This is a genomic window from Arthrobacter sp. zg-Y1110 (assembly GCF_025244865.1).
Classification (GTDB): domain Bacteria; phylum Actinomycetota; class Actinomycetes; order Actinomycetales; family Micrococcaceae; genus Arthrobacter_B.
In genome coordinates this window covers 3,312,458-3,325,973 of sequence record NZ_CP104272.1, presented here as the reverse complement: position 1 = coordinate 3,325,973, position 13,516 = coordinate 3,312,458, and the positions used below count along the sequence as shown (strand labels likewise).

Annotated in this window: 10 protein-coding genes; 8 read left to right on the top strand and 2 right to left on the bottom strand. The window is 66.3% G+C overall.

The window, feature by feature from the left end; all coding sequences use genetic code 11:
• Nucleotides 1–9 precede the first annotated feature (9 nt).
• On the bottom strand, nucleotides 10–786 hold the full coding sequence (locus N2K99_RS15565; RefSeq protein ID WP_227919939.1) for an SDR family oxidoreductase: 777 nt from the start codon (nucleotides 784–786) through the stop codon (nucleotides 10–12).
• 184 nt (nucleotides 787–970) lie between these two features.
• Between N2K99_RS15565 and ctaD the strand changes: the two genes are divergently transcribed.
• From ctaD to N2K99_RS15530, 7 genes are all read left to right on the top strand, one after another.
• The gene (ctaD, locus tag N2K99_RS15560; RefSeq protein ID WP_227919937.1) at nucleotides 971–2,725 is read left to right on the top strand and encodes a cytochrome c oxidase subunit I; all 1,755 of its coding nucleotides are present in this window, start codon (nucleotides 971–973) and stop codon (nucleotides 2,723–2,725) included.
• A 196-nt stretch (nucleotides 2,726–2,921) separates the two neighbouring features.
• Nucleotides 2,922–4,757, top strand: a complete 1,836-nt coding sequence (locus tag N2K99_RS15555) for an L-lactate permease (RefSeq protein ID WP_227932754.1) — start codon at nucleotides 2,922–2,924, stop codon at nucleotides 4,755–4,757.
• A 51-nt stretch (nucleotides 4,758–4,808) separates the two neighbouring features.
• Nucleotides 4,809–6,197: an FAD-linked oxidase C-terminal domain-containing protein gene (locus N2K99_RS15550; protein WP_308036318.1), complete on the top strand. Its 1,389-nt coding sequence runs from the start codon at nucleotides 4,809–4,811 to the stop codon at nucleotides 6,195–6,197.
• Between the two features lie 139 nt (nucleotides 6,198–6,336).
• Complete coding sequence (locus N2K99_RS15545) at nucleotides 6,337–7,221, top strand: DUF2231 domain-containing protein (protein ID WP_227932755.1); 885 nt, start codon at nucleotides 6,337–6,339, stop codon at nucleotides 7,219–7,221.
• A 32-nt stretch (nucleotides 7,222–7,253) separates the two neighbouring features.
• Entirely contained in the window at nucleotides 7,254–8,231 is a 978-nt protein-coding gene (locus N2K99_RS15540) for an aldo/keto reductase (protein ID WP_227932756.1), read from the top strand.
• 117 nt (nucleotides 8,232–8,348) lie between these two features.
• Nucleotides 8,349–9,059 carry a TetR/AcrR family transcriptional regulator gene (locus N2K99_RS15535; RefSeq protein ID WP_227932758.1) on the top strand — a complete coding sequence of 237 codons (711 nt, stop codon included), beginning with the start codon at nucleotides 8,349–8,351 and terminating at the stop codon, nucleotides 9,057–9,059.
• Nucleotides 9,052–11,571 (top strand): MMPL family transporter, encoded by a 2,520-nt coding sequence (locus N2K99_RS15530; RefSeq protein ID WP_227932759.1) that lies wholly within the window; start codon nucleotides 9,052–9,054, stop codon nucleotides 11,569–11,571. The genes N2K99_RS15535 and N2K99_RS15530 overlap by 8 nt, the downstream gene beginning before the upstream one ends.
• A 95-nt stretch (nucleotides 11,572–11,666) precedes the next feature.
• On the opposite strand, the gene N2K99_RS15525 is transcribed toward N2K99_RS15530, so the two are convergent.
• Complete coding sequence (locus N2K99_RS15525; protein ID WP_227932761.1) at nucleotides 11,667–12,908, bottom strand: multidrug effflux MFS transporter; 1,242 nt, start codon at nucleotides 12,906–12,908, stop codon at nucleotides 11,667–11,669.
• A gap of 90 nt (nucleotides 12,909–12,998) precedes the next feature.
• Between N2K99_RS15525 and N2K99_RS15520 the strand changes: the two genes are divergently transcribed.
• Nucleotides 12,999–13,454 carry a MarR family winged helix-turn-helix transcriptional regulator gene (locus N2K99_RS15520; protein WP_227919915.1) on the top strand — a complete coding sequence of 152 codons (456 nt, stop codon included), beginning with the start codon at nucleotides 12,999–13,001 and terminating at the stop codon, nucleotides 13,452–13,454.
• Nucleotides 13,455–13,516 lie beyond the last annotated feature (62 nt).

Genomic DNA, 13,516 nt, shown 5'->3' with positions numbered 1-13,516 from the left:
CGACGGGGCCTAGCCGCGGCCGCCGAAAGGCATCCCGGCCGCGGTGACCAACAGCGAGCGGACATTGGCCGACGCCGGGGCGGAGGCCATAAACAGCACGGCGGCAGCGGCCTCCTCCGCGGGGAACGAGGGTTCCTCGGCCCGGGTGCCGTTGGCCTGCAGCGCGCCCTGCCCGCCGCTGATCCCGGCAAGCAGGTCGGTGGCGGCGTTGCCGATGTCGATCTGCCCGCAGGTGATGCCGAAGGGGCGCCCGTCCAGGTCTATGGCCTTGGTCAGGCCGGTGACCGCGTGCTTCGTCGCGGTATACGCCGCCGAAAGCGGACGGGGCGTGTGCGCCGAAACCGAGCCGTTGTTGATGATCCGGCCGCCCTGCGGGGACTGGGCCTTCATGTGCCGCACGGCCGCAGCGGTACACAGCATGGTGCCGGTGACGTTGACCGCGAGGGTCCGGTTCCAGTCCTCGATGCTCAGCTCGTCGATGCTGCCCGTGGGGCCGAACGTCCCGGCATTGTTGAACAACACGTCCACCCGCCCGAATGCGCCGACGGCCGCGGCGAAAAGCCGCTCGACGTCGTCGGGCACCGTAATGTCCGCGGGCACCACGAGTGCCGCTTCGAATCCGGCGGCGGTTTCCTGCAGCTCCGCCTCCCGGCGTCCGGCCAGCACCACCTGGAAGCCGGCGGACAGGAAAGCCCGGGCCGTGGCACGGCCGATCCCCGAACCTGCCCCGGTAATAACCGCGGTCCGGGGCGGAAGTGTTTCGGTCGAACGGGTCTGGTTGTCCATCATTGCATTGTGCCTTGCCCTTCCTCCGGGCGGCACCGGTTCCGGAACGGAACTGCCGCATCGTGTGCCCCGGCCTATTGATTCTCCCAAGGGGCTGGCGGGCCGTCCGCCGCCGCCATACGATACCAAGCACAGTCTCGTGTTCCTGGCAGGGCAGTACCCTTCGGCGGATCGGGAAAGTTCCATGTCGACAGTGAAATACACCGCGGAACCGGACGGAACTTTTGTAGCACCCCGGGTGGTGCCGGTGTCCAGGGGGCGGATCGTCGTCAACTGGATCACCTCCACCGACCACAAAACCATCGGGTTTATGTACCTGATCGCGTCCTTCGTCTTCTTCTCGCTGGCCGGTGTGATGGCACTGCTCATCCGTGCCGAACTCTTTGAGCCGGGAATGCAGATCCTGCAGACACGGGAGCAGTACAACCAGCTCTTCACCATGCACGGCACCGCCATGCTGCTGATGTTCGCCACCCCGCTTTTCGCCGGCTTCGCGAACGTGATCATGCCGCTGCAGATCGGGGCGCCCGATGTCGCGTTCCCGCGCCTGAACGCCCTCGCGTTCTGGTTCTTCCTGTTTGGCTCGCTGATTGCACTGTCCGGGTTCATCACCCCGCAGGGCACCGCGTCCTTCGGCTGGACCGCCTATACGCCGCTGTCCAACGTTGCGTTCAGCCCCGGCCTCGGCGGTGACCTGTGGGTCTTCGGCTTGGCGTTATCCGGCTTCGGCACCATCCTGGGTTCGGTCAACTTTGTCACCACCATCATCTGTCTGCGGGCTCCGGGCATGACCATGTGGCGCATGCCGATCTTCACCTGGAACACCCTGGTTACGGCGATCCTGGTGCTGATGGCGTTCCCGCCCCTGGCCGCAGCACTGTTCGCCCTGGGCGCGGACCGGCGCTTCGGTGCGGACATCTTCAACCCGGAACGCGGCGGCTCCATCCTGTGGCAGCACCTGTTCTGGTTCTTCGGCCATCCCGAGGTCTACATCATTGCCCTGCCGTTCTTCGGCATCGTGTCCGAAATCTTCCCGGTCTTCAGTCGAAAATCCATTTTCGGCTACAAGGGCCTGGTGTTTGCCACGATTGCCATCGCCGCCCTGTCGATGACGGTCTGGGCGCACCACATGTACGTGACCGGCGCCGTTATGCTGCCGTTCTTCTCCTTCATGACCATGCTGATCGCGGTGCCCACCGGGGTGAAGTTCTTCAACTGGATCGGCACCCTGTGGCGGGGGTCCATAACGTTCGAGACCCCCATGCTCTGGAGCATCGGCTTCCTGATCACGTTCCTCTTCGGCGGCCTGACCGGCATCATCCTGTCCTCTCCGCCGCTGGACTTCCATGTTTCGGACACGTACTTCGTGGTGGCGCACTTCCACTACGTGGTGTTCGGGACCGTGGTCTTCGCAATGTTTGCCGGATTTTATTTCTGGTGGCCCAAATTCACTGGAAAGATGCTGAACGAACGACTCGGCAAAATCCACTTCTGGCTGCTTTTCCTGGGTTTCCACACCACGTTCCTGATCCAGCATTGGCTGGGTGTGCTGGGGATGCCCCGGCGGTACGCCGACTACCTGGTGGAGGACAACTTCACCGGAATGAACCAGCTCTCCACCATCGGTTCGGGCATCCTGGCGCTGTCCATGATTCCCTTCTTCTGGAATGTCTACGCCACCTGGCGGCACGGCAAGAAGGTCGAGGTGGATGATCCGTGGGGCTTCGGCGGATCGCTCGAGTGGGCCACTTCCTGCCCGCCGCCGCGGCACAACTTCACCTCGCTGCCGAAGATCCGCTCGGAACGGCCCGCGCTGGACCTCCACCATCCCGAGCTGATGGCGCGCGCGAACTCCGACACGAATTCGCCGGCGGAAAAACTGTTCGGTGCTGCGGATATGGGCAGCGAGCAGCCGCGTAATCCCGATCCGCGGCAATAAGTAACCACTGCGGCCGCCGCCGCGGTTTCCGGCCTTTACCGGCAGGGAACCGCGGCGGCGATTGTGTTTACGGCCCTTCGGTTTGGCTGAGCCGATTTTGTTCCGGGTGGTCGCCAACCGTTGACCCTGCCAAGGGGCGGGCCTAGGGTCAACGCATCATCACCGTGGATGTGGAAACAAAAACAAAGGAGTTTTTGTGACGATTGCTGCTGCGTTCCAACAGCCCCTCGACCCGATTGCCGGTTCCCTGCCCCTGTCCGCCATCCTGGCCGCCCTGCCGCTGCTGATTCTGTTTGTCCTGCTGGGCGTGTTCCGGCTGAAGGCTTACCAGGCGGCACTGATCAGCCTGGCACTGTCCATCATCCTTGCCATCGTGGGCTGGAGGATGCCGGTGGGACAGGTTCTTTCAGCCACGGGGCTTGGCGCCTTCTACGCCATCTTCCCCATCCTCTGGATCCTGATCAACGCCCTGTGGATCTACAAGCTGACCGTGGCAACGCCGTGGTTCGAGGTCCTGGGACGCACCATCCGCTCCATTTCCGACGATCTGCGCATCCTGTCCATCCTGATTGCCTTCTGCTTCGGCGCCCTGCTGGAATCCCTGGCCGGCTTCGGAGCGCCGGTAGCCATCGCGGCTGCCATGCTGATGGCCGCAGGCATGAAGCCGCTGAAATCCGCCATGGTCGCCCTGCTGGCGAACACGGCTCCGGTGGCCTTCGGCGCCATGGCGGCACCGATCATCGCGCTGAACGGCGTCACGGGCATCCCGCTGCAGGAGCTGTCCTCCATGACCGGACGGCAGACGCCCTTCATTGCGCTGGTGGTTCCGCTGATCCTGGTCTTCCTGGTGGACGGGAAACGCGGTCTGCGGCAGACCTGGCCGGTGGCGCTCGTCGCCGGAGCGGCCTTCGGACTGGCACAGTTCGCGGCCTCCAACTTCTTCATCGTGGAACTGACCGACGTCGTTGCCGCCGTCGTGACGGTAGTGGCCGTACTCCTGATGCTCCGGGTCTGGCAGCCGTCCGAGATCATCGGCATGACCGGTGAAACCCGCGAGGCCGAGAAGGCAGGGGAAACCGCGTCGGTTTCCGAGACGGAATCCGTTGGAACGGACACCCTCACCGGATCGGGCCGCGGGTCCGCACCCGGGGCCGCACCCGGGGCCGGAACCGGAACCGCTGCCGGGGGAGCAACCGCCGTGGGTGCGGGAGCCGACGGCGGCCGGGTAGGAGACGGCGGGGAGGGAGACCGGGCCGCCAGCGGCACCACCTCCTCCACCGGCAGGCCGTCCGGGCACGACGTCTGGATGGCCATCGCACCTTATCTGGTGATCATCGTGGTGTTCTCCATTGCCCAGATTCCCGTGGTCAAGACGTGGTTGATGAGCATCGGCAGCACCACGTTCCTGTGGCCGGGACTCGACGTCACCGGAAACAACGGCGAACCGGTGGCTGCCCAGACCCTGCGTTTTGACCACATCCGGGCTACCGGCACCCTGCTGCTTTTCTCCGGCATCATCACCATGGTGCTGTACCGGATCGCGGCGGGCCGCGGCCTACGCGTCTACGGAGAAACCCTGAAGCAGCTGCGCTGGACCATCCTGACCGTCTGCGCCGTGCTGGCCCTGTCCTTCGTGATGAACCTGTCCGGCCAGACCACCACCCTCGGGGTCGCCCTGGCCTCCGCGGGAAGCTTCTTCGCACTGCTTTCCCCGCTGCTGGGCTGGATCGGCGTGGCCCTTACCGGCTCCGACACCTCCTCGAACTCCCTGTTCGGCGCCCTGCAGGTAGCCGCTGCCAACGAAACCGGGCTGTCGCCCACGCTCATGGCCGCAGCCAACTCCTCCGCAGGCGTTATGGGCAAGATGCTTTCGCTGCAGAACCTGGCCATCGCCTCGGCCGCAGTGGGCCTGGAAGGGGCGGAAGGAACACTGCTGCGCAAACTCATCGGCTGGAGCCTTGGCCTGCTGGCGTTCATCACCGTGCTGATCTGGCTGCAGTCCACCTCGATTCTTGGCTGGATGGTCCCCTGATCCCTGCCCGAACCACCTCACCGAATTACAAGAACTACAAGGAGAAATCCCGTGAGCACGCACTCCCTCAACCCGGTTCCCGCTAACGCTGCCGGTTCCGGCAGTACCGTCCTAAGCGGTTTCCCCTCCGTCTCCTTCCTGGAAGCGGACCGGCAGCGGGTGAGCACGGACAGGTCCGGCTTCGTTCCGGAATCGCTGCCGGACGGCGTGGTGTTCGCCCGCACCGCGGACGACGTCGTCGCCACCCTCCAGTTGGCCACTCAACACCGCATACCCGTGGTTCCGCGGGGAGCCGGCACCGGGCTGGCCGCGGCGTCGTCCTCCCGTGCCGGCGAACTGGTGCTCGATGTTTCGGGCATGAACCGGATCCTGCGCATCGACCCCGTGGAGCAGCTGGCCGTGGTGGAGCCCGGAGTCCTCAACGCGGACCTCAATGCGGCCGCCGCGGAATACGGGCTCTTCTATGCACCGGATCCGGCGAGCACCGCCATCTGCAGCATCGGCGGCAACATTGCCACGAACGCAGGTGGCATGCGCTGCGCCAAGTACGGCGTCACCCGGGAATCGGTGCTGGCCCTGCGCGTGATCCTGGCGGACGGACGGGAACTGCGGACCGGCCGCGAAACCATCAAGGGTGTCAGCGGCTATGACCTCAACGCCCTGATGATCGGTTCGGAGGGGACCCTGGGTGTGGTGGTCGAAGCCACGCTGCGGCTGCGCCCGCTACCGGTGCATACCGCCACAGTGGCTGCATTCTTCCCGGATGTCACCGCCGCTGCCCAGGCCGCGTCCGCCGTCGTAGCCGCCCGGATCCAGCCGTCCGTGATGGAGCTGATGGACGGACAAACGCTGGAGGCGGTGGATATGGCCATGGGAACGGATTACCGCTCAAAGGGCGGAGCGTTCCTGCTGGTGCAGACGGACGGGTATGGGGCGTTCCTTGAGCAGGACGTGGTGATGGACGTCCTGACGACGCTGGGCAGCTGCGAAAGGGCCGTCGACGACGAGCACGCCGCCGCGCTGATCACTGCGCGCCGGGAAGCCATCCCCTCACTGGAGAAGCTGGGCCGGGTGTCGATCGGCGATATCGGCGTTCCCCGGGGACGGTTGGCGGAGGTGGTGACTGGGCTCGAAGAAATCTCCGCGCGCACCGGGGTCCGCATCTTCACCATCGCGCATGCCTCGGACGGGAACCTGCATCCCATGATCGTGCTGGATCCGGAGGATTCGGTGACCACCGGTCCGGCGAAAGCGGCCCTGGGGGAGATGTTCCACCTTGCCCACCGGCTGGGCGGCACCCTCACCGGCGAACACGGCATCGGGCTGCTCAAGCGGGACTGGCTGGAGGAGGAGCTGGGCGGGGTATCCCTGGAGGTCATGCACACCATCCGCACCGCCCTGGACCCGCTGGGTATCCTCAACCCGGGCAAGGCGCTCTAGGCCGGGTTGGCCCCCGCGGCCGGGGGTCGGCGCAACAGTGCCCCGGGAGCGGCGCGGTACCGCGGTTTCGGTGGTGCACGCCCCGGGCGGGGCCTACCCTGTGCAGTCCACCAGCTGTTTATCCCCATGAGGAGAGGCCATGCGCCGACTGCCCCTAGTTACTATTGCCGACAAACTGGAAAACGCGGGCTGGCTGGACCCTGCAGCCGGATGGGTGGCGAGGACCGTGAAGTCGGTGCTGCCCTGGCCTGCCGTGCGGGACGTCCTGCACGGCGTCCCCTTGGGACATCCCCTGCACCCCCTGATGATCGTGGTGCCGCTGGGAGCCTGGGTTTCCGCTGCCGTGCTGGACGTGCTGCCCGGTAACGAGCGGGCCGCCCGGACCCTGATAGGCGTGGGGGTAGCAGCGGCTGGTCCCACGGCGCTCGCAGGTGTCACGGACTTCTCCCAGCTGGATACCGTACAGCAGCGCACCGGAATTGTGCACCAGGCCGCCAACGCACTCGCCGTCGGCCTCTATTCCGCCTCCTGGGTGGTGCGGGGACGGGGCCGGACGGGACTGGGCCGGGTCCTGGCCTTCACCGGCCTTGCGGTCACCGGTGCCGGCGGCTTCCTGGGCGGACACCTTTCCTACCGCCAGGGTGCCGGAGTCAACCGCAATGAGGATTTCGCGGAGAAGGTGCCGGCAGGCTGGCACTCGCTGGGGCCTGCGGCTTCGTTCGCTTCCGGGGTTCCGCAGCCGGCCCGGCTCGGATCGGTCAACCTCATGGTGCTTAAACGGACCGACGGCGCCGCGGACGGTGCGGTTTCCGTCCTGGCGGGCACGTGCAGCCATCTCGGTGGACCCCTGCACGAGGGTGAGCTCCGCCAAGTGAAAAACGAGCTGTGCATTGTCTGTCCCTGGCACGGCAGCACGTTCTCCGTGCAGTCGGGCGAAGTGGTGCACGGACCGGCTACCTCCCCGCAGCCGGCTTTTTCCACCCGGATCCGGGACGGCCTGCTGGAAGTGAGCGTTAAGCCTTAAACCTGTCCGCTGCACTACGCAAGGAGCCTGCAATGCGCACAACTTCACTGGGAACCAATGGTCCAGAGGTCGGCGTCATCGGCCTGGGCTGCATGGGCATGAGCTACGCCTACGACATGAAGGCGGAACGTGACGACGAAACCTCCATCTCGGTAATCCGCGGAGCGATCGAACTCGGGACCACCCTGATTGACACCGCCGACGTGTACGGCCCCTACACCAATGAGGAACTCGTGGGCCGGGCGTTGAAGGACGGCTACCGGGAGCGGGTGGCGCTGTCTACCAAGGTAGGGCTGGAGGTCAGCAACGAGGCCCCGGCCGCCGGAACCATGCCCGGGCTGAAGAAGGACGGCCGCCCCGAGCACATCCGCGCATCCATCGATGCGAGCCTGCGCCGGCTCGGCACCGATCACGTGGACTTATACATCCTGCACCGGGTGGATCCGCAGGTGCCGCTGGAGGAATCCTGGGGCGCCATGGCCCACGTGGTCCGTGACGGCAAGGCCCGGGCCATCGGCCTGTCCGAGGCCAGCGTGGAACAGATCCGGCTGGCGCAGACGGTGCATCCGGTGACCGCCGTGCAGTCCGAACTCTCGCTCTGGACCCGGGACCGGCTGGCCGACGTCGTGCCCTACTGCGAGGAACAGGGTATGGCGTTCCTGCCCTTCTCGCCGCTGGGCCGCGGTTTCCTCACCGGCCGCTTCACCTCCTTCGATGACCTGCCCGCTGATGACATGCGCCGCAGGCTTCCGCGCTTCCAGCAGGAGAACTTCAAGGCAAACCTCGCCATTGTGCAACGGGTGCACGACGTCGCGGCACGGGTGGGGGCGACGCCCGCCCAGGTGGCGCTGGCGTGGACGGTGGCCCAGGGCCGGCGGGTAATTCCGATTCCCGGCACCAAGACCCCCAAATACCTGCGCGAAAACGTGGGTGCCGGGGACCTGGTGCTCAGCGGCGAGGACCTGGCATTGCTCAATGACGCACCGCAGCCGGAGGGCGCCCGGTACTGACCCGCCGGATCGCGTCAGGCCCCGCCCACTGCCGCCAGGTCCGCGCGGACCTGCTCGGGTATTGACGCCTTCCGGAATCGTTTGCACCGAGTGCAATGATGCACGTAGTGTAGAAACGTGCTGACCACCCTCCCGGTTGAAGACCGCCGCAAAGCGCTGAAAAGCCGCCACCGGCAGGACATTGTGGCTGCCGCGGCCGCGCTGATGGACGAGCGCCAGGCCACGGATTTCACCGTGGACGAGTTGGCGCAGCGCGCAGACGTTTCCCGCCGCACGGTGTTCAACCACTTTGCCTCCATCAACGACATTGTCTCGGAGGTCTGCAGCGACGTACTCAGCGCCGCCGTCGCCAGCCTGACCGCCGTCCCGGCGTCCGACGTCGGACGCCCGGCCGTGCTGGATGAAATTGCCGAGGCCTTCCGCAACGCGGACCTGGTGGCGCCCATGGCCTACCTGAACCGCGTGCTCGGCGACGGCGGGCCGGCAGTGACGGCACATCCCATGGCCCTGCGGGCCTTCACCGAACTCAGCGAACGGCTGTCAGCCGTGATGCTCAGCCGCCACCCCGAGGCCGACAAACTCAGCGTGCACCTTCTGGTGGGCGCCCTGACCAGCGGGCTTGGGGTGCTCTACCACCACTGGCATTGCGCCACCGGCGCCGTCGACACCCCGCAGTCCCGGCGTAGCTGGGCGCGGATGCTGGACCAGCTCCTTGAAACCGTCCGTACCGGCCATGCCGCCGGACCGGCCGGCCAAGCCGGCCAACCCTGCCCTAGTTCCGTAGTTTCCTCCAACCATCCCTCTAAAGGACAGACTCTCAATGGCTGAATTCCTCTACCGCCTCGGAGCAGCGGCAGCCCGCCGTGCGCGCACCGTGCTGGCGGCGTGGTTCGCAGTGCTCGTGGTGGCCGGCGTGGCCTTCACGCTCTTCAGCGGTACCCTCACCACCGCGTTCTCCATTCCCAACACGCCCACCACCCAGGTCACCGAACGCCTGCAGGAAAAGCTCCCGCAGGCATCGGGCGGCTCCGGCTCCGTGATGGTCCAGACGGAGGACGGCTCCCGCTTCACCGAGGCCCAGCAGCAGGAAATCACCGCACTGGTCAACAAGGCAGCCGAGATCGACGGCGTGGAAAACGTCATCGATCCGTTCGCCACCGAGGCGGACCGTGCCAAGCAGGGGCAGGAGCTCGAGGCAGGCCTGGCGCAGGTTGAGGCGGGCCGCGCCCAGATCGAGGACGGCCGCGCCCAGCTGGAGGCCGGGCAGGCCCAGCTCGACGCCGCACGGCAGCAGGCCGAAGCAGCCGGCACCCCCGCCGAAATGATGGCCGCACTGGACGCGCAGCAGGCCGAGCTGGATGCCAAGCGCGCGGAACTGGACGCCGGCAGCGAAGAGCTGGAAGCCGGAGCCGTGCAGGCCGAAGAGGGCGCAGCCCTGCTGGAAATGGCCAAGGAGATCCGTATGGTTTCCGAGGACGGCAGCGCCGCCATCCTGAACGTGACCTTCACGGAGTCACAGATGGAAATCCTGCAGGAAACCAAGGATGACCTGGTCGCTGCCTTTGAGGACGAACCCATTGACGGCGTAAAGGTGGATTTCTCCGCTGAAATCTCCGCCGCGGCTCCTGCACTCTTCGGCATCGGCGAAGTTGTTGGACTCGTCATCGCAGGAGTTGTCCTGTTTGTGATGCTGGGGACCCTGATCGGCGCCGGCCTGCCGCTGCTGACCGCCCTGATCGGCGTCGGCATCGGTGCCCTGGGCGCGCTGGCCTTCTCCGGCGTCGTCGAAATGGCGTCCGTGACCCCCGTGCTGGGCCTGATGCTTGGCCTGGCAGTGGGTATCGACTACGCCCTGTTCATCGTCAACCGGCACCGCCGGCAGCTCAAGACCGGCCTCACCCTGCAGGAATCCATTGCGCTGGCCAACGGCACCTCGGGCAACGCCGTGGTGTTCGCCGGTGCAACCGTCTTCATTGCACTGCTCGCCTTGAATGTCACGGGCATTCCGTTCCTGGGCCTCATGGGTACCGTGGGCGCGGCGTGTGTGGCCATCGCCGTACTGGTTGCCGTCACGCTGACCCCGGCCCTGCTGAAGCTCGTGGGCATGCGCATCCTCAGCCGCAAGGAACGCGCGGCCATCGCTCCTGCCGACGGCGCCGAGTCCAAGGAGGGCCGCCCGCAGCTCGCGGCGGCCAAGCCCATGTCCTCCGGCCGTGCAGTGGTGACGGTTATCGGCTCCATCGCCGCACTGCTGCTGCTGGCGGTGCCGTCCATGGACCTGCGGCTGAACCTGCCCGACGGTTCCGCCGAAGCGCACGACACCACCCAGTACCGGGCCTATGCGGCCGTCTCCGAGAAGTTCGGCGAGGGGCAGAACGGCCCGCTGCTGCTCGTAGCGGAGCTGCCCGGCGAGCCCAGCGAAGAAGAAGCGCTGGTGGCCCAGAACGAGATCGCCACCGCCATCTTCGACCAGGACGACGTGGCGGCAGTAGCCCCCATCGGTACCTCCGAAGACCGGAGCGTGGCTGCCTTCCAGGTCATTCCGGAAGAAGGCCCCACGAGCGAATCCACGGAGAACCTCGTGAACTCGCTGCGCGGCATGTCCCCGATTGAGGGCGAAAACGGCGACTACGAGATCGGCGTCGCCGGCTCTGCCAGCGGCAACATCGACATTTCCGAGAAGCTGGGTTCCGCCCTGCCGCTCTACCTCGGCGTAGTGGTGGGACTGTCCCTGCTGATCCTGATCCTGGTGTTCCGGTCCATCTTCGTTCCGGTGATCGCCACGCTCGGGTTCATCCTGTCCTACTTCGCCGCCCTCGGCGGCGTGGTGGCCATCTACCAGTGGGGCTGGCTGTCCGGGATCTTCGGGGTGGAAACCCCCGGCCCGATCCTGAGCTTCCTGCCGACCATCCTGGCGGGCATCCTCTTCGGCCTGGCCATGGACTACATGCTCTTCCTCGGCTCCGGCATGCGGGAGGCCTTCGTTCACGGAGCACCTGCACGCCTGGCCGTGGCCCAGGGCTTCCGCGCCGGCCGCTCGGTGGTTGCCGCGGCAGCCATCATCATGGCGTCCGTGTTCGGCGGCTTCATCTTCTCGCACAGCACGATGATCCGGCCGATCGGCTTTGCCCTGGCCTTCGGCGTCCTCGTTGACGCCTTCGTGGTGCGGATGCTGCTGATCCCGGCCCTGATGCACCTTGCCGGCGACAAGGCCTGGTGGCTGCCGAAGTGGCTGGACAAGATCCTGCCGGACGTCGACGTCGAGGGCGCTTCCCTGGAACGCCGCCATCCGCACGTCGATGAGAAGCACTCAGAGGTGGAGGAACCGGTCCGGAGCTAGTTCCGCCCGTTCCCTGGGAACAAAAAGGTGCCGCCCTTCCTTCGGGAAGGGCGGCACCTTTTTGTTCCGGGAATTGTGTTCCGGGAAGAGCGTGCCTAGACGGCGGCGGCTTCTTCGGCCGGAGCTTCCACAGACGCACGCGTGAGCAGCAGGAAGGACGCGGCGGCCAGGACCAGGAAGCCGAGCATGGCGACACCCATCGGCACGCCGGTCTCTTCGCCCCACAGGCCAACCAGCGGGGACACGAGGGCTGCCAGCAGGAACTGCAGCGAGCCCAGGAAAGCGGAACCGGTGCCGGCGTGGTGCCCGGCCTCTTCGAGGGCCAGCGCTGTGGCGTTGCCGAAGATCAGGCCCAGGGAACCCTGGAAGACGGCGAACAGCACCAGGGTGGGGACCGTCGGGGTGCCGTTGGATACCGAAATGAGCATGCCGGCGGCCGCCAGGACGGCGACGGACAGGCCAATGGCGATCATCAGGCGGTACGGTGCCTTGCCCGCAAGGGCGGCAGCTACGGCACTGACGATGGTGATGGCCACGGCGTTCATGGCGAACACGAGGGAGAACCGGGTCTCGGACATGCCCAGGATGTTCTGGATGACGAACGGGGAGGCGGCGATGTACGCAAAGAGTCCGGCGAAGGAGAAGCAGAAGGTCAGCAGGTAACCGGTGTAGTTGCGGTTGCGGAGCACTTCACCCGCCACGCGGAAGGTGGCCTTGAGGCCGCCGCGGTTGCGGTCTGCCTCGGGCAGGGTTTCCTTCACGCCGAACAGTGCGCCCAGGAACATCAGCAGGACCAGGACCGCGAGGACCCAGAACACCATCCGCCAGCCGCCGGCAGCGATGATGCCGCCGCCGGCCAGCGGGCCGATCACGGGGGCAATGACGCTGATCATGGTCAGCACACCCAGCAGCTTGGCGGCTGCTGCTCCGCGGGAGGTGTCGGAGACAATGGCACGCGCCAGCACAATGCCGGCGGCGCCGCCAAGGCCCTGCAGGAAGCGGGCGGTGGCCAGGATTTCAACGTTCGGTGCAACGGCGCAGAGCACGGTCGCCAGCAAGGCAACGAAGGAGCCGATCAGCAGCGGCTTGCGGCGGCCGACGCCGTCGGAGAGCGGGCCGATGACCAGCTGACCGAGGGCCAGGCCCACCAGGAACGCCGTCATGGTGAGTTGGATGCCGGTGGCGCTGGTGTTCAGGTCATGCGCCATGTGCGGGAAGGCCGGCAGGTACATGTCGATGGACAGCGGGGCCACTGCGGTGAGCAGGGCCAAGATGCCCGTCAGCATGCCGGCGTTGGGCCGCTTGGAGGGCGGTGCGGGGAGCGTGGTGCTCGTCATGAAAAACCTTCTTCTAAAACCGTGTAAGTGCCGAGCGAGCATAGCATATGTAGACATATATATTCTAAGATATGCGCTAGGATCGTTGGCATGACGAACGACGGCGCGCCGGCGGCAACGCGCGAAATTGCGGACCTGCTGCGCGATCTTTCCTGGAACATCCACCGGAAGGCGCCCGAGATCACCGGGATCGAACCGCTGCCCAACACTGAGCTGGCCGTGCTCAAGCATGTGCTGGACAACCCGGGCCTGACGGTCACGGAACTTGCCCGGCTGATGGGGCTCAAGCAGAGCAATGCCAGCGCCGCCGTGCGAACGCTGGCGGAGCGCGGGCTGGTGACGCGGTCGGGCAGTCCGACGGACCGGCGCGTCAGCCTCCTGTTGCCCACCGAGGAGGCACGGGCGCAGAACGAGGTCATTGCCCACGCCTGGGCGGGCCCTATCCGTGCCGGCATCGAGCGGCTGACTGTCGAACAGCGGGAAGCGCTGGCGGCGGCGTCGGAGGCGCTGGTTGCCTTGAACCGCGCCATGCAGTCCCGGGGCTGAACGTCTGCTGCCACTGTGTGCAGTTGCAGGCGGTTTAAACCGGCTGCAGAAATGTAAACCGG

Excerpts from the sequence above, each read along its gene's own strand:
- N2K99_RS15565 (WP_227919939.1), bottom strand. The coding sequence starts at position 786 with ATGGACAACCAGACCCGTTCGACCGAAACACTTCCGCCCCGGACCGCG.
- ctaD (WP_227919937.1), top strand. The coding sequence starts at position 971 with ATGTCGACAGTGAAATACACCGCGGAACCGGACGGAACTTTTGTAGCA.
- N2K99_RS15545 (WP_227932755.1), top strand. The coding sequence starts at position 6,337 with ATGCGCCGACTGCCCCTAGTTACTATTGCCGACAAACTGGAAAACGCG.
- N2K99_RS15540 (WP_227932756.1), top strand. The coding sequence starts at position 7,254 with ATGCGCACAACTTCACTGGGAACCAATGGTCCAGAGGTCGGCGTCATC.
- N2K99_RS15530 (WP_227932759.1), top strand. The coding sequence starts at position 9,052 with ATGGCTGAATTCCTCTACCGCCTCGGAGCAGCGGCAGCCCGCCGTGCG.
- N2K99_RS15525 (WP_227932761.1), bottom strand. The coding sequence starts at position 12,908 with ATGACGAGCACCACGCTCCCCGCACCGCCCTCCAAGCGGCCCAACGCC.
- N2K99_RS15520 (WP_227919915.1), top strand. The coding sequence starts at position 12,999 with ATGACGAACGACGGCGCGCCGGCGGCAACGCGCGAAATTGCGGACCTG.